The sequence below is a fragment of the Verrucomicrobium sp. BvORR106 genome (assembly GCF_000739655.1).
Lineage (GTDB): Bacteria > Verrucomicrobiota > Verrucomicrobiia > Verrucomicrobiales > Verrucomicrobiaceae > Verrucomicrobium.
Genome location: NZ_BATR01000066.1, coordinates 1 through 15,631, shown reverse-complemented (window position 1 = coordinate 15,631; position 15,631 = coordinate 1). Strand labels below are relative to the sequence as shown.

Sequence of the window (15,631 nt, the reverse complement as noted above, 5' to 3'; positions counted from 1 at the left end):
GCACATGCCACCTTCCTCCTCCATCTCCCCTCCACGAAAACTTCCTCTCCCATGGTCCCTGGCCTGGAGGCTGGCAGTGGGCCAGTTCTTTGCCTGGGGCATCTTGTACTACGCCTTCGCCATGGTGGCAGGCCCGCTGCACGATGACACTGGGTGGAGCCAGGAGTTTGTGAATGGGGGGCTCTCCCTGGGGCTGCTGGTGTGGGGCATCTGCGCCCTGCCTGCGGGGGCCTGGATCCAGCGACGAGGGGCCAGGCTGCTCATGCCAGCGGGGGCGTTTCTGGGGGGTGTTTCCTTGATCCTCATGGCCACCTGCACCGCTTCATGGGGATACTTGCTTTCCTGGATTTTGCTAGGCTGCGCCATGGCGGGGATGCTTTACGAGCCTGCCTTTGCCGTGGTGACCACGGCCTTCGGTCAGGAGTATCGACGTGGCATCATCCTGATCACCCTCTTGGGAGGACTGGCCAGCACCGCCTTCCTGCCCCTTACTCACGCCTTGGTGGACACCTATGGCTGGAGACGCGCCCTGATCTCCCTCGGTCTCCTGCAGGTATTGGTGGCAGTGCCTTTGCATCTGGGTCTTCCGGGCAGCATCAGTAATCCATCAAGCCTTGAAGCACTTCCTCCTTGGTATCGTCGGTTCATCCACTGGGCGGGGGAACTGCGTCACTACGCCACTGACCGCCGCTTTATTGGCCTCTCACTGTGGTTCACCGCCCACACGGCAGCATTCTCCGCTCTGACCTTCCTTTTTGCCCCCATTCATCAGCGTCTGGGCGCGGACACGGAACACGTCCTCTGGGCGATGGCGACCTTCGGGCCCATGCAGGTCCTGGGCAGACTGGCTCTGGCCTTTTGGGGTCGAGACTTCCGTGCAGTCAGCGTCGGTGGCTGGGCCCTGGGAGCCCTCATCCTCTCCATGGTGCTCCTTTTGATCTGGCCCGCCCACATGATCAGCATGCTCGGCTTTGCCGTCCTGTATGGCGCCGCCAATGGCATCACCACCATCCTCAAAGGAACCTCCGTGGCGGAACTCTTCGGCACCGAGCGCTATGCGGAGTTGAATGGACTGCTTTCCGGCCCCTTGATTCTCGGCAAAGCAGCCTCCCCTCTCGTGCTGGCCAGCATGTGGAGCCGCACCGGAATGCCCGAAGCTGTACTCGTGGCCATCTTGGGCCTGTTTGTGATCGCCGCTCTGGGATGGTTGCTCGTGGTGAAAGCGAGTCGGGGAGTTCGGTAAGAGGTAAATGGGTGGTGTCAGCTCCGTTTCAAGTCTTGCGTCTTGGGTCTTTAAGTCTTCTGTCTCCCGCGCAGCGGGCCTTGATATACTCACAAGAGTATATAAGCTGCCGCCATGAAACTTCGCCTTCGGGGAGATTCGCTCCGACTTCGCCTCACCCAGACGGAAGTGCTCACCCTGCGCGATCAGGGAGCCTTCGAAGAAGCCACGACGCTGGGCGCTGCCGCCGGACCGCGACTTGCCTATCGGGTGGAAACCACAACGGCCCAAAATTCCGCAGTCGCCTACGCTGTCGGAGCCTCGGGCACGGTGGTTTCGGTCATTCTCCCTGCCGCCGAGGTCACCACCTGGGCGGACTCCTCCAGCCAGGTGGGAATCTATTTCAATGAACCCTGGGGCCTCAAGGTGGCGGTGGAAAAAGACTTCCGCTGCCTGGATCCGAACCGCGACGAGGACGAGACAGACAACTTCACCAACCCCAACGAAGGCCACCCGCACCTCGACACATGTGATGCGGACTAGGAGTGCTTCGTGCTTGGTTTCCGAGGCGCGGGGCGCTCCCGGCTTGAAGTTTGAGTTTTGATATTTGAAGTTTGGAATTCCATGCTCCGCGTCCACGTCCTCCAGCACGTCCCCTTCGAAGGTCTCGGCAGCATCGAGCCCTGGCTCTTGGCTCGCCGAGCTGAGATCAACTACACGCGCTTTTTCGAGGAGAGCTGGACACTTCCGAACCCGACGGATTTCGATCTCATCATCGCCATGGGCGGCCCCATGAGCGTGAATGATGAGGCCACCTTGAGCTGGCTTGCGCCGGAGAAGGCCTTTCTGGCCAGTGCCATCCGCCAGGGGGTGCGCGTGCTCGGCATCTGCCTGGGAGCTCAGCTGATCGCCAGCGCCCTCGGTGCCGTGGTTCGCCCGAACCCGGTGCGGGAGATCGGTTGGTTCGAACTGACGGCCGAGCCCACGCCCGCCAACACTTTTGCGTTCCCACCCGTCGCCACCGTGTTTCACTGGCATGGGGAAACCTTTGACCTCCCACCTGACGCGATACGACTGGCCCGCAGTGCCGTGTGTGAAAACCAGGCCTTTCAACTGGGTGAGAACGTCATCGGTTTGCAGTTCCATCTGGAGACCACCCCGACGTCCGCCGCCGCCTTGGTCGAGCATTGTGCGGACGAGTTGGATGCCACCCAGCCGTACGTGCAGTCTGCCGCGTCGCTACGTGCCATGCCAGAGGCGGCGTACGCCAGCATCAACGGGCTGATGGGGGCTGTCTTGAGCCACCTCCTTTCCCACTCGACCCGTCCACAGGTTTCGCCATAAGCGAATCCTCCCGAATGAGTTAAAAAAAGCAACGTCGCTGCCCCTTTTAGCAGCTTGCACGGCACGGCTGTTGCGCTCTTGTGACTTTATGCTTTCCCTCTCCCGCTCTGCCGGCATCCTGTTGCATCCGACATCGCTGCCTGGCCGGTTTGGGGTGGGTGAGATTGGGCCGGGGGCCGAGCTCTGGCTGGAGTCACTCCACCGCATGGGGCAGAAAGTCTGGCAGATCCTGCCACTGGGCCCCACAGGCTACGGCAATTCCCCCTACCAGTCGCTCTCGAGCTTCGCGGGCAATCCCCTCCTCATCAGTCTGGATGCCCTGGTGAAGGACGGCATGGTCACGCCTTCAGACCTCCATTTGCTCCCAGAGTTCCCGGATGATCACGTGGACTTCGGCTCCGTCATTGAGGTGCGCATGGCCTTCCTGCGCAAGGCCGCCCGCCGCTTCATCGATCAATGCAATGCCAGCCCGCTGCTGGCCCGTGCTTTTGAGGTTTTCTGCCAGCGGGAGTCCGACTGGCTGGACGACTGGGCCATGTTCATCGCCCTGAAGGAGGAGCACGACAGCAAGCCCTGGACGGAGTGGCCTCGCGAAGTGGCCCTGCGTGAAGACGTAGCCATGGCGCAGGTCATGTCCTCCCTGGAGGCCGAGATCGAGGAGGCCAAGGCCCTGCAATTTCTCTTCCACCGCCAGTGGAACAAGCTCCGCATTCGCGCCCGGGAGCTGGGCATCGCCATTGTGGGAGACATCCCTATCTTCACCGCGCATGACAGCGCCGACGTCTGGGCGAACCGCGAGCTCTTTTATCTGGATGAGAACGGCAATCCCACGGTGATCGCCGGCGTACCGCCCGACTATTTCAGCGAAACCGGCCAGCGCTGGGGCAACCCGCTCTACGACTGGCCCAAGCACCTGAAGACCAACTTCAACTGGTGGAAGAGCCGCATGCGCAAGACACTCGCCCTCGTGGACGTGGTGCGCATCGACCACTTCCGGGGCTTTGCCGCCTACTGGGAGATCCCTGCCACCGAGGCCACCGCCATCAACGGCAAGTGGGTGGAAGCCCCAGGCGACGCCCTCTTTAACTCCCTCAAGGAAGAAATGGGCGAGCTCCCCATCATCGCAGAAGACCTCGGGCTCATCACGCCCGACGTGGTGGAGTTGCGGGACAAGCACAGCCTGCCCGGCATGCGCGTCATGCAGTTCGCCTTCGGTCCAGACACCGTAACGCCGCTCTACGACCCCACCACCTATCCGGAAAACAGCGTGGGCTACACCGGCACGCACGACAACGACACCGTGGTCGGCCTCTTCCGCAGCGAGGCAGGCGACGACAGCACCCGCACCGCCGAGGTGATCGAAGCCGAGCGCCGCACCATTCTCACCTACACCCAGACCGATGGCAGTGAGATCCACTGGGACTTCATCGAGCACGTCTGGAAAAGCCAGTCCCAGCTGGCCATCTGCCCCCTTCAGGATGTCCTCGGCCTGGGTAGCGAGGCCCGCATGAACATCCCCGGCAAAAGCGGCGAATTCTGGAACTGGCGCTTCACGTGGTTCCAACTGACTTCCGCATTGGAAACGCGGCTGCGGGAGGTCACGGTCAAATACGGACGGGCTTGAGTTGCCGGAGAGTCGGTGCGTCAGTGGGCGGTGCGTCAGTACGTCAAGGTGTTGGGGGCACCGTGGCGAAGAGAACGCATCATCGGCTTCAGCCGCATCTGGATGCCGGAGGCATCGATGGAGTTTGGCCTTCTAGGGAAGGATGCCGGAGGCATCCCAGCCATTAGCCGGATGGTTGAGGGAGCGTAGCGACTGATACCTCCGGAAAAGGGTCGTAAAATGTATTCCACCCCGGCAGGGGTGGCAGCAGAGCCGCAGTTCCAGGACGTCAAGGCGATGGGGCCACCGTGGCGAAGAGAATACATCGGCTTCAGACGCATCGGATGCCGGAGGCTATCGCTGGAGTTTGGCCTTAGAGGAAAGGATGCCGGAGGCATCCCAGCCATTAGCCGGATGGTTGAAGGAGCGGAGCGACTGATACCTCCGGTAATCAGGGGATATTTCCGACCCCGGAGCGGGTCGCAGCAACGTCCGCCCTGTCAATCAAGGTATTCCGGCTTGAAGGCAACCCCCGCTTTGACCAGCATTTGCACGAGCTCTTCCCGGAACGATTTCACCCGATGATGCTCCTGCTGGTGTGCAATGTACTGTTTGACCGCTTCCCGTGAAGTGGCGCTGACAGAGAATGCTGAATACCCTTCCTGCCAGGCGAAATGGCTCAGCCCGACCTCTTGGTGCACCCATATGGATGATGCCTTTTTCAACTCCCGCATGAAGTCGGAGAGACAGTGCGTGGGTTTCAGGCCGATCAACAGATGCACATGATCATTGATGCCTCCGACCCCCTGGCAAAATCCTCCGAGTCCGTGCACCGTACCGCCTAAATACTCGTGCAATCGGGGAAGCCACTCGGCACCGATCAGGGGCTCCCGGTTCTTGGTACTGAAGACAACATGGTAGTGCAGCGAGACATAGGTGCCGGACATGTTTGATGATGCGTGGAGAAAGAGGATCTTGCTGGCATCACCTTCGGGATGCAAATTTCTTTCTGCTTACCGGAGGTATCGGTCGCTCCGCTCCCTCAACCGTCCGGCTAATGGCTGCGATGCCTCCGGCATCCGAAGGCGTCTGAAGCCGATGGGCGCGCTCCTCACCACCGCGCCACCCCCAACATCTTCACTACTAACGCACTACTAACGCACTACTAACGCACTGCCACGCCTCCACGCCTCCACGCCTCCACGCCTCCACGCCTCCACGCCTCCACGCCTCCACGCCTCCACGCCTCCACGCCTCCACGCCTCCACGCCTCCACGCCTCCACGCACCGACGCCTCCACGCACCGACGCACCGACGCACCGACGCACCGACGCACCGACGCACCGACGCACCGACGCACCGGAGCTGCGACTTTGCTGCCACCCCTGCCGGGGTGGAATACATTTTACGACCCCTTTCCGGAGGTATCAGTCGCTCCGCTCCTTCAACCATCCGGCTAATGGCTGGGATGCCTCCGGCATCCTTTCCTCAAAGGCCAAACTCCATCGATAGCCTCCGGCATCCAGATTCGGCTGAAGCCGATGATGCGTTCTCTTCGTCACGGCGCCCCCAACGCCTTGACGTACTGACGCACCGACGCACCGACGCACTGGTTCTTTTTTACATATCCTCCACAGCAAAGTTGCCTCCCGCTCCGTGGGGCGGGATACTTTTCCTGTGATCGAATTTCTCCAATCCCTCCTCGATCAGGGCTTCGCTGTGGTGAAGCTCGCTCCGGCTGACCCGGCCACGCCCGACGAGCTGGCGGAAGTGCTGGAGGAGTTTGACCAGCGGCAGCGTTCCAGTCTGGCCTATGATGCTCCCGCGCTGGACCTTCCGACAGCCACTTGGGCGGCGGGGATCCTCTACCAGCTCATCCATCTGCTGGCCGCGCGGGATGTGGATGTCGCAGGCATGGAGGCCTCTCTCGCAGAGCCCTGCCCAGCCCCCCGCAGCGCCTCGGTGGATTACTCCGTGGACCTCCTCTTCCAGCATCTGCCAGAGGTGGCCCGCTTCGCCGCCCGCATGGCCCCGGATGACCCGCTCGTGTCCCGCATCAAGACGTTGGGGGCCGCTTGGCCGCTCAGCTCGGTGGGCATGATGCTGGAGTCTTGCAACGGGGTGAAACCCATCGTCACCCACCCCTGCTTGCTGGCCCTCTACACCGACCGAATCCTCCGCACCGCCGATCTGGCCCGCCTGGAAGAGCCAGCTGTCCGGCAGGCGGCAGAGGACACCGTGGGAGCCTATCCTGATCTCTGCCCCAAGGTGGCCCAGCATCTGCACTTGCCTCTGATGGATGTTCCGCTTTGAATTAAAAAGAAAGTAGAAAACCCGCCATTAACTTCATGACATCGCCTGATTTTTCAGACGCGTCGCACATCGCCGCCCGCCTCCAGACGGAAGTCTTGCAAGGTCTCCGCCAGTCATTTGTCGCCAAAGATGAGGTCGTGGACCTGCTGGGCGTCTGCCTCGCCGCGGGGGAGAATCTCTTTATCCTGGGCCCTCCCGGCACGGCCAAGAGCGCGCTCGTACACGCCTTGGGCCAACGGCTGCGGGGAGACACCTTCTCCTACCTGCTCACCCGGTTCACGGAGCCAAACGAGCTCTTCGGCCCCTTTGACATCCGCCGTCTGCGGGAGGGCGATCTGGTCACCAATACCGAGGGCATGCTCAGCGAGGCCTCCCTCGTCTTCATGGATGAGCTCCTCAATGCCAACAGCGCCATCCTCAACAGCCTGCTTACCGTGCTGAATGAGCGCGTGCTGCATCGCGGGCGCGAGCGGCTCAAGGTCCAGGCCCTCATGTTCGTGGGTGCCAGCAACCACCTGCCGGAAGAAGACGCCCTGCGCGCCCTGTTTGACCGATTCCTGCTACGCGTGCGCTGTGATGCCGCGCCCGAAGACCGCCTCATGGAGGTGCTGGATGCCGGCTGGCGGCTGGAGTCCACCCCACCGGAAACGTCTTCCTTGGGCCCGGAGCACATCCGCCTCATCCAGCAGGCCACCTCCCGCGTCTCCCTGCAGCCCGTGCTGAAGGACTACGTGGACCTCGTGCACCGTATCCGGCATGCAGGCATCGCCTTCTCAGATCGCCGCGCCGTCAAGGTGCAACGCCTCGTCGCCGCCAGTGCCCTCCTCAGTGGCCGCATGGAGGCCCGCCATTCTGACCTCTGGGTCCTGCGTTATCTATGGGATCGGGATGAGCAGATCGAGGTGCTGCGCTCGCTCGTCCAGGAATCCATCAGCCGGGGAGACGCCGCCCCGGATGGCTCCGATCACCCCCGCGCCTCCGCCAGCGGCCAGCCGGATGCAGAATCCCTGGCCCGCAGTCTGGCGTGGCTGGAAGGGCGTCTGGACCCAGGGGCCTCTGCGCCAAGCCAGGCCTACCTGCGGGATCGCCTGGCCATTCTGGAAGGCAGCGTCCAGTGGGTGCAACGGACTGATCAGCGGGAGTTCCTCCAGTCCCGCATCCACCAACTCTGGGGCGCGTTGAAAACCAAGGAACCCGAAGCCCTGGCCAGTGTCTGACCCCAGAGACTGATTTCCTCACCGCCTCCGCCTTCTCCCCCCGTCAAATGACTGCGTCGCCCTCAGCGCCTGTCGCCGCCGCCACCTCAGCCCCCGCCTGGGTGGCCCGGCTGGCTGTGCCACTGGCCACCGCGCTGGACCCGCTGCGACGACTCTCCAGCTTGGAGGGAAGGCTCACCGGCACCTGGATCTGGGTGAAGGGCGGCCCCCTCACGGAATCCCAACAGGCGCTCTGTGCCGCCGTGCCCTGGCACAACCGCTTCACATCCGCCGCAGACGGCTGGCTCTTCGAGGCCGATCAATCCCTCCCTTGGGGCAAACTCCCGGACGGCCCCTGGCGTCCCCTCGCCGAGCTGCTCGTGCCACTGGCACCGCCTGCCTCCTTCCCCGGAGAGCTGCGGAATCGCGCCTTGCTGGAGATCCAGCGTAGCGCCGCTCCCGCTGCGCACGCCACCCCCGCCACGCTGCTCATGCTGCCTGCCGCAGACTGGTACGCATACGCCCACACCGCCCCCGCCCTGCGGCTGGAGCGGCTCAGCTTCGTCCTCAATGAAGCCCAGGGGCAGGTGCTCCTCCTCGGTGAACCGCTGCCCCCGCTACCCGGACGGCGCTACTACTTCCACGGACCCGCCGCCATCCCCTGCGGGCACGCCCCTTTCCCCGCCCTGCAACCCGCCACCTTGGCTACCTGGCTGCGACTGGCCGAGGGAGAGACCGCCCTCTTCGATGAAGACGGCACCTACGCCCGCATCAGCGCGGACCATTGGCGCCCCGCCAGCCGCAGCACCGTCCGCGTCAACTGCGCCCCTCTGAACCGATGAACACCGCGGCATCCAAAACCGGATTCAGCGGGGAGATGGCCAACGCCGCCGCCTGGCTGACCCCACCCATGGAGGCGGACTGGCACTGGGACCTGGACGGCAGCGCCATCCTCTGGGAGGACGACACCACCGTCGTGATGGCGGAGGAGCTGGCCATCATCTGCGAGCGGTATCAGCACGACTCTCCTCCGCCACTCTCTGCCATCGTTTCAGCATTGGCGATGCTCAAGGATTGCCATGGCCCCTCCATCCCCTTCTACCCAGAGATAGCCGCCCCCAACCTTTGGCCTCGCGATCTGCTCAAGACCCCGGGGGCCAAGCAAGTCATGCTGGACCTCGTCTTTCACCAAATGGAAGACCCGCTCCCCGCCGCCGGAGACGCGATCGCCCAGGTGATCCGTACGAACTGGCGGCCCGGTGTGGAGGACCGCCTGCAATGCCGGAACAATCTGTATGTCAGCCGCGAGCGGATCCGCGTGGCCCTCAGCCGGACCTCCGCAGAGGCGCTGCGGAGGCAGTTGGAGACGGGCGTGGACAGCCTTGTCGAGCCCGCGCCGGATCTCCCCAAGCCCGAAGGCTACTCCCCCCAGGCCCTCATGCGGGCGCTGGCGCTGGATCCTGAAACCTCCGGCCTCTCCGTGCTCACCCGGGACATCATGGCGGCACTGACTCTGCCCCAAGTGATGTCGCTGAAGGAGGAGCGCGCCACCTCCGGCGTCTCGGATCTGAGCAATCGTGGCCCCATCCACCGGCTGCTTCTCTCAGAGCTGGCGCATGATGATGACATGCTCGCCGCCCGGCTGGCCCTGGGTGAGGCCCTCTACCTCCAGCCCGAGCCCCCGGCCCATCGCCCCCCCGGCACCCAGCTCCTGGTGCTGGACAGCGGTCTGCGCCTCTGGGGTGCCGCCCGGGTCTTCGCGCTCTCCGCCGCCCTCGCCCTCCGGCTCAAAGCCCGGCCCGGCGCCAGCGCCGAGGCCTGGCGGGCCAAAGGTGTGTACTGGGAGAAGGTGGATCTGGACTCCGTCGAAGGCGTGAAAAGCCAGCTCAAGGCCCTGGAGACATCCTACGACCTCACCGCGGCCCTGACGAATCTCCCCGACTACCTGCCGGAGACTCCCGATCACGCCCAAGATATGGTGTTGGTGATCCACGAGGCCACCCTGCGTGATCCCGCCTTCCGGAAGGAGTTGGCAGCCCATCTGGATGCCAGCTGCCCCCTCCACATCGTCACCGTGGATGCCGAGGGACGGCTGGCGCTTCATCACTACTCCCGCCAGGGCATCAAGCTGCTGCACCAAGCCCGGCTGAAGCTGGAAAAGCTCCTGACCCCAGACGCGGGGAGCGCCCGCAGCGGCTCCCGGCTGCGCGCCGTGCGCTCCTGGCCAGCCCTCTTCGGCCCTGCGCAGCTCCCCTTCCTCCTTTCCCCGGTCTCGCCCATCGTGGCCGCGCTCACCCTGCGGCACGACAGCCGCCAGACGAGCTTTGGCCTCACCCAGAGCCACGAGATCTGGTACATGCGCAACTTCCTCACGGGAGCCCGGCCCGTACCCATGGAGCCCCTGCGCGGGAAGATGCTGGAGTTCCGCCTCCGCCAAAATCCCGAGAAAGACCTGGTGGCGGCCGCGTGGGATCAGGACCGCGCCCAGATCCAGGTCGCGGTGGTTCCTGCCCCCTCTGGCGATGAGCCGCCCATCCCCAAGATCTGGGTACTGGGCGGGGCTGACTCCCACCCACGCGCCTGCTGGGTGGATAGCGAGTGGCTGGTAGTCCTCACCTCACGCAGTCTCCGGGCCATGCACCTCAACAGCGGAGCTGAACTTCCCAGCCTGGATCTCCCACCCAACCTCCACCACTTGGGGGAACGCCACTTCTACTCTGGCAATAGTGAGCCCTACACCGTCCACCATTGCCTCGTTCAGGGCAATGGCATCAGCCTGCCCGCCTTCGGCACCACCAAGGTCACCCGCCCCGTCCTCACCTTCCACCGGAAGGGGCAGCTCGGCATGTGGAGCGTCGGCGCGAACGGGGTCATCATCTCCCCCTCCGGGAACCATCACATGGAAGGGCTCTCCTTCCCCCACCGGCTCAATGCGGCCAAGGCCAGTGCCGATGGCCAGAACGTGTGGATGAGGACCCAGCAGGGCTCCTGCTTCACCCGAGATCTGGAGACGGGTCAACTCAGCTCCAACGTCCCCGACCAGGGCCAGTGGCTCTTCTATGTGGAGAAGACGGCGTTCGCCCAGTTCGCCATGCGCACCCGGTTCGAGGCCGTCGGCCTCACCCCTGGCGGGGAGATTGCCCTCCGCACCTCCCGCGGCCGCACCACCATTGTCACGTTGTCGAACACCTGGTTCCGCCTGGAGCACAAGGCAGACGCAGTGGTCCAGGACTGGCGCACCTTTGGTGAGCCCGAGCCGACCGGGCACCACTGCGCCGTCCGCATCGCCGAATGGCCCGGCGGCAGTCGCGCCTTTCTGGATGAACGTGGCATCCTCCACCTACAGGCGTCCAATCCCGCCCTGGCAGAGGTCAGCATCGGTCTCCCAGCCAACATGATGCTGCCCGCCTGGAGCTCGGACGGATTGCTCGTAGGCCCCGCCGCCACGATGGAAAGCGGCCGGCCAGTGACCGGGCACGCCCAGGCCATCGAGCGCCACATCCGGCGCTTCGTCACGGAGACCCTCACATGATCCCCCGTACGCTCCACCTCGAACCCGCCCGCCCACCTGCTGGCGCGCCCGCCACCGCCTGGTGCCTGCCAGGAGCGGAGGCCGAGCATTGGATCGCGGAAATCACCCGCTGGCAGCTCCGGGATGAGTCCGCCATCCGGCTTTTCGTCCTGCCTGCCTCCATCCGGTCCCGAGAACCCGCCGGACTGCTGGTCATCCCCACCCCGGGAGATGTCCCGAAGGTACGGCCCGCTGCTCTGGGCTTCTGCTGCATCGGCCGCGCCCTCTATGTGCCGACGGAGGCACTGCTGCTGCCCGCCGTCACGCCCGCGGAGGCCGACGCCGTGAACGCCTACTCCGGTGCACTCGTGTTCCACCCGGGGCTGGGGCCCGTCGGCTTCGATGCTGGGGATGAGCACACCTTGGGTGAGCTATTGATCCCCCCGCCTGAAAGGATCGAGGAATGGACCACTCCCCTCCCCGGCGTCAGCCCGCTGCCGCGCCTCCAGTCCGTGCTGGTGAAGGCCCCGCCGCTGGAAGACCTGTTTGGCGAAGACTCACGCGAGATCGGCTCCGATCCCGCGCCGGAGTTTCAGAACCCACCCGACGGGGATACGCCCGGGAAATCCGCTGGGAAGTCCCCCTCCAAGGGGGCCGGTCTCTTCGCCAAACCGTTCCTCTGGCTGGCCCAGAAGTTCGTCCAGAGTCTTCCCCATACTGGCGGCAAGCGCACCATCTGGAACCGACTGGAGGACTGGGTAAACAACAAGCTGGCCGGGCCAGAGCGCAGCTTGGGGCAGGACCGGAACCGCGCCCTGCAACGCCTGCTGGATGAACTGAAGAACAATCCCGACGAGGGCCTGAAACACGCCCTCCCGCTCACCGGCAGCGGCATGCACCGTGGCACCGCCCCACCCTCCTCCAAGCTCGGCACCCGCACGCCCAACTTTGATCTGGGCCGCTTGGGCGGCGGACGTGCCATCGATGCCTGGGACGTCTCCCAGCATCAGCAGCAGGAGTTGCGCCGCCAGTACATGGAGCTGGCCAGTCGAGAGGTCCAGCTGGGCCGCCATCGCCGCGCCGCCTATATCTATGCCGAACTCCTGGGAGACCTCAGCACCGCCGCCATCGTGCTGAAAAACGGCGGTCACCATGCCGAGGCCGCCGTGATTTTCCGCGATCATCTGCACCGCCCTCTGGAGGCTGCAGAATGCTTTGCGCTGGGTGGGCAGATCGCCGAGGCCGTGAAGCTCTACGAAGAAGGACGCCGCTGGGACAAGCTGGCCGCCCTCTACGGCGAGCTCCAGCAACTGGACAAGATGCGCGAAGCCTACCGTACTTGGATCGCCGAGCTCGTCCGGGCAGATGACCTGCTCCAGGCCGCCAGCCTGACCCTGAATGAACTGCAAGACCGCGATGGCGCGCTCAAGCTGCTGGAAGGCGCCTGGCCCACCAGCCGCCTGGCCATGAACTGCATCGAGCGTGCGCTGGAACTCCGCGGAGCCGCCGGGGAGCACCACGAGGCCACCCGCCTTCTGGAATCCCTGCCGCACCATCCGGACGCCTCCAAGATGCAGCAGATGCTGAGCGTGTATGGCAATCTCCAACGCACTTACCCCGACCGCACGGTCAAGGCCCGCGCTGAAGACTTGGGACGTCGTGAGATCGCCCGCCTCCTGCCCACCGTGCCCGATGGCCAACGCAGCACCCTCATGCGCCTGCTCCAGTGCCTGAGCCCCGCCGACACCCTGCTGGCCCGCGATGGACGCCGCCACCTGGATGAGCACCAATCCTCCCGCCGCCCCGCCCTGCCGCAGCCCACTGCGAAAATCTCCCACGTCGGCCGGGTCGAGCTCACCACCATCTTCAGCGCCCGTCTGCCGTGGAAGACGCCTGGCCTCAAGGTAGTGCAGGCCGCCGCCGTGCAAGACAGCTTCTGCGTCCTGGCCTATGACACCAAGCTGCCCCGCCTCATTGGGCTGCACGCCAGCTTCCGGGAGGCCGCCACCGCCCGGCAACTGGAATGGGACCTGCCCGGGGATGACTGGCACGCCGCTCATGCGCCCCTGCTGGTGGCAGCACGTCACACGAGGAAATACCTAGTGCACCTGCCCCAGTCCCCCTCCACCGCGCAACTCCTCCACCTGCACGCCCTGCCCCCAGTCGTCGCAGGCGACCAGTTGGTGGAGATCGGCACCCCCGGCTGGCTCACCGATCCCATCTGGGCCGCCGCCTATGATGCCAATGGCTCCCTCTGGGCCCTGCGCCTCACCCGTGTGGGTTGGCGGCTCAGCCAGTTCTCCTCCCAAGGCACCATCTCCATCGACCGGCTCGTGGAAGGCCTCGACGACCTGCCCCTGCCCACCGTCCCGCTGCCCATGGTGGTGACCGCCACCCACGTCATCCTCGCCGCTGGCCCCCGGATCATCCTCATGCCGCTTCTGGGCACCGCCCAGCGCGCTTTCGAGGAAATCACCTTCGACGCCCCCGTCCGCTCCCTCGTGCCCGCCCCCGCCTGGAGCAGCCCCCGCGTCGCCGTCGCCACCGGCAGTGAAGCCCACGTCCTCTGGCTGGGCGGCTCCCAGCCCCACGCCATGCTTGTTGCGTCCGACCTCGAACCCACCGCCACCACCTCCTTCACCAACGACGGCGCCCTGCACGTCATCAGCGGCAACCAGGGCACCATTGTCCTCGCCAACCACACCGGCACCATCCAGCGCTGGCAGTTTGACCTCCCCAAACGCGTCACCGCCGTCATGCCCTGCGCCGACCTCTGGACCTTCGCCACCCTGGACGAGGAGTCAACGCTCACCCTCTGGCGGTATGAGGGAAGGAATCTGCAGCAGAAGAGGAATCAGTAGCCGGTGCGTCAGTGGGCAGTGCGTCGGTGGTCAAGGTGTTGAGGCCGAAGTTGTATAGAGCACGGGCTCCTGGCTTGCGGGAGGTTATGATGCCCTGCACATCAACCCTTCGGCACGAGTGGGGAGGAGTTGAATTCCGCTTTTGAGCGAATGCCATCAGGGAAAATGCGGCGAGGCCGATGATCTCCTTTTTGCGAACGAGCTGAGGGCTGAAAGCCCGGATTAATATCAGCCTTGGGCAACGCCCAAGGTTGGCGTTGGTTTTAGATGTTGAGGGCTGTAGGCCCGGGGTCATTCAGGGAGGCTCGTCGTGGGCAGGTTTGATGAGGCCGGGCCTTCAGCCCTCAAAGGTTGTTTGGTCATCTATTCCTTGGGCGTTGCCCAAGGCTGCTATTATGCCGGACCTTCGGCCCTTCTGAAATGTGATTCCTGCTGTCGGCACGGCGGATACGCTATCGCGACTCCGGGGCTCGCCAAGACATAACAGCAAGACTACCTTTTTCCCTGATTGCATTGGCTTTTGAGCGGTGAAGCTGATTCCGACCGCAACACAGCGGAGGGATCAAGGCAATAACACGCCCCTCGGCACCGCACCGGGGTTGGAGTACCGACTTCAGTCGGCTCAGGGCGCGCTGGAAAAACTTCGGCCGACTGAAGTCGGCACTCCAACACTGAGGTCTCAGAGCCGCGACGGTTCTTCTACCCTGTCCGACGCCAACATCCGCCTCTCATCCCTCCAACACTCCAACTCCTTTCCCAACCAAAGAAAAAGCCCCAACCAGCCGACACCGGCCAGTTGGAGCTTAAAACCAAAACCTTATCCCTTACCCCTCTTCCCTTTTCCCTCTCCCCACTACACCGCTTCCATCTCGGCCTCGAGCTTCTTCTTCTCGCGGGAGCGCAGGTTGGAGTCCAGCGTGCGCTTGCGCAGGCGGATGCTCTTGGGGGTGGCTTCCACCAGTTCATCCGGGGCGACATACTCGATGGCGCGCTCCAGGGAGAAGCGGATCGGAGGAGGCAGGGCAGCGCTCTTGTCGTTGCCAGCAGCGCGGAAGTTGGTGAGCTGCTTGGACCGGGTCGGGTTCACCGGCAGGTCGTCCATACGAGGGTTTTCCCCGATGATCATGCCGTCATAAATCTGGTCGCCAGGAGCCACGAAGAGCTTTCCACGAACCTGGATGGTGTCCAGCGCGTAGGTGGTGGCCTCACCGGACTCCGTGCTCACCAGCGTGCCGGTGCTGCGGGTCTGCATGGGGCCGGCGTGCGGTGCGTACTCTTTGAAGAGGTGGCTGTGAATGCCGTGACCGCTGGAAAGGTTCATGAGCTCGAACTCGAAGCCGATCAGGCCGCGGGTCGGCACCGTGGCCACCAAGGTGCTGCCGTGGGCGTGGGTCTTCATGTCCTCGATGCGGCCCTTACGCTCGGCCAGGGACTTCATCACACCGCCGACGTAATCTTCCGGCACTTCCACATAAAGGGTTTCAAACGGCTCGCAAAGCACGCCGTCCACGCGCTTCGTGATGACCATCGGGCGGGAAATAACCACCTCGAACCCTTCACGACGCATCTGCTCCACGAGCA

10 protein-coding genes and 1 pseudogene are annotated in these 15,631 nt (G+C 64.2%); 9 read left to right on the top strand and 2 right to left on the bottom strand.

What is annotated here, in order from left to right:
* The first annotated feature begins 4 nt into the window (after positions 1–4).
* From BV106_RS10115 to malQ, 4 genes are all read left to right on the top strand, one after another.
* A complete protein-coding gene (locus BV106_RS10115; RefSeq protein ID WP_038164092.1) occupies positions 5–1,243 on the top strand; it encodes an MFS transporter in 1,239 nt (412 codons plus the stop codon).
* A gap of 114 nt (positions 1,244–1,357) precedes the next feature.
* Positions 1,358–1,765, top strand: coding sequence for a hypothetical protein (locus BV106_RS10110; RefSeq protein ID WP_038164090.1), 408 nt, complete (start codon positions 1,358–1,360; stop codon positions 1,763–1,765).
* An 81-nt stretch (positions 1,766–1,846) separates the two neighbouring features.
* Complete coding sequence (locus tag BV106_RS10105; RefSeq protein ID WP_038164088.1) at positions 1,847–2,566, top strand: type 1 glutamine amidotransferase; 720 nt, start codon at positions 1,847–1,849, stop codon at positions 2,564–2,566.
* An 88-nt stretch (positions 2,567–2,654) separates the two neighbouring features.
* On the top strand, positions 2,655–4,190 hold the full coding sequence (malQ, locus tag BV106_RS10100; RefSeq protein WP_038164086.1) for a 4-alpha-glucanotransferase: 1,536 nt from the start codon (positions 2,655–2,657) through the stop codon (positions 4,188–4,190).
* A gap of 479 nt (positions 4,191–4,669) precedes the next feature.
* Here malQ and tnpA read toward each other — a convergent pair whose 3' ends face one another.
* Positions 4,670–5,116 carry an IS200/IS605 family transposase gene (gene tnpA / locus BV106_RS10095; RefSeq protein WP_038164168.1) on the bottom strand — a complete coding sequence of 149 codons (447 nt, stop codon included), beginning with the start codon at positions 5,114–5,116 and terminating at the stop codon, positions 4,670–4,672.
* 730 nt (positions 5,117–5,846) lie between these two features.
* Here tnpA and BV106_RS10090 point away from each other — a divergent pair.
* The 5 genes from BV106_RS10090 to BV106_RS10070 are packed head-to-tail and all read left to right on the top strand — an operon-like array spanning position 5,847 to position 14,050.
* Entirely contained in the window at positions 5,847–6,482 is a 636-nt protein-coding gene (locus BV106_RS10090) for a hypothetical protein (RefSeq protein WP_038164084.1), read from the top strand.
* Positions 6,483–6,517: 35 nt separating this feature from the next.
* Positions 6,518–7,699 (top strand): AAA family ATPase, encoded by a 1,182-nt coding sequence (locus BV106_RS10085; protein ID WP_038164082.1) that lies wholly within the window; start codon positions 6,518–6,520, stop codon positions 7,697–7,699.
* A 47-nt stretch (positions 7,700–7,746) separates the two neighbouring features.
* On the top strand, positions 7,747–8,520 hold the full coding sequence (locus BV106_RS10080) for a hypothetical protein (protein WP_038164080.1): 774 nt from the start codon (positions 7,747–7,749) through the stop codon (positions 8,518–8,520).
* A complete protein-coding gene (locus tag BV106_RS10075; RefSeq protein ID WP_038164078.1) occupies positions 8,517–11,210 on the top strand; it encodes a hypothetical protein in 2,694 nt (897 codons plus the stop codon). Before BV106_RS10080 ends, BV106_RS10075 begins: the two co-directional genes overlap by 4 nt.
* Positions 11,207–14,050, top strand: coding sequence for a hypothetical protein (locus BV106_RS10070; RefSeq protein ID WP_038164076.1), 2,844 nt, complete (start codon positions 11,207–11,209; stop codon positions 14,048–14,050). The genes BV106_RS10075 and BV106_RS10070 overlap by 4 nt, the downstream gene beginning before the upstream one ends.
* 853 nt (positions 14,051–14,903) lie before the next feature.
* On the opposite strand, the pseudogene BV106_RS10065 reads toward BV106_RS10070, so the two are convergent.
* Positions 14,904–15,631: pseudogene (locus BV106_RS10065) on the bottom strand (translational GTPase TypA); the annotation flags it as partial.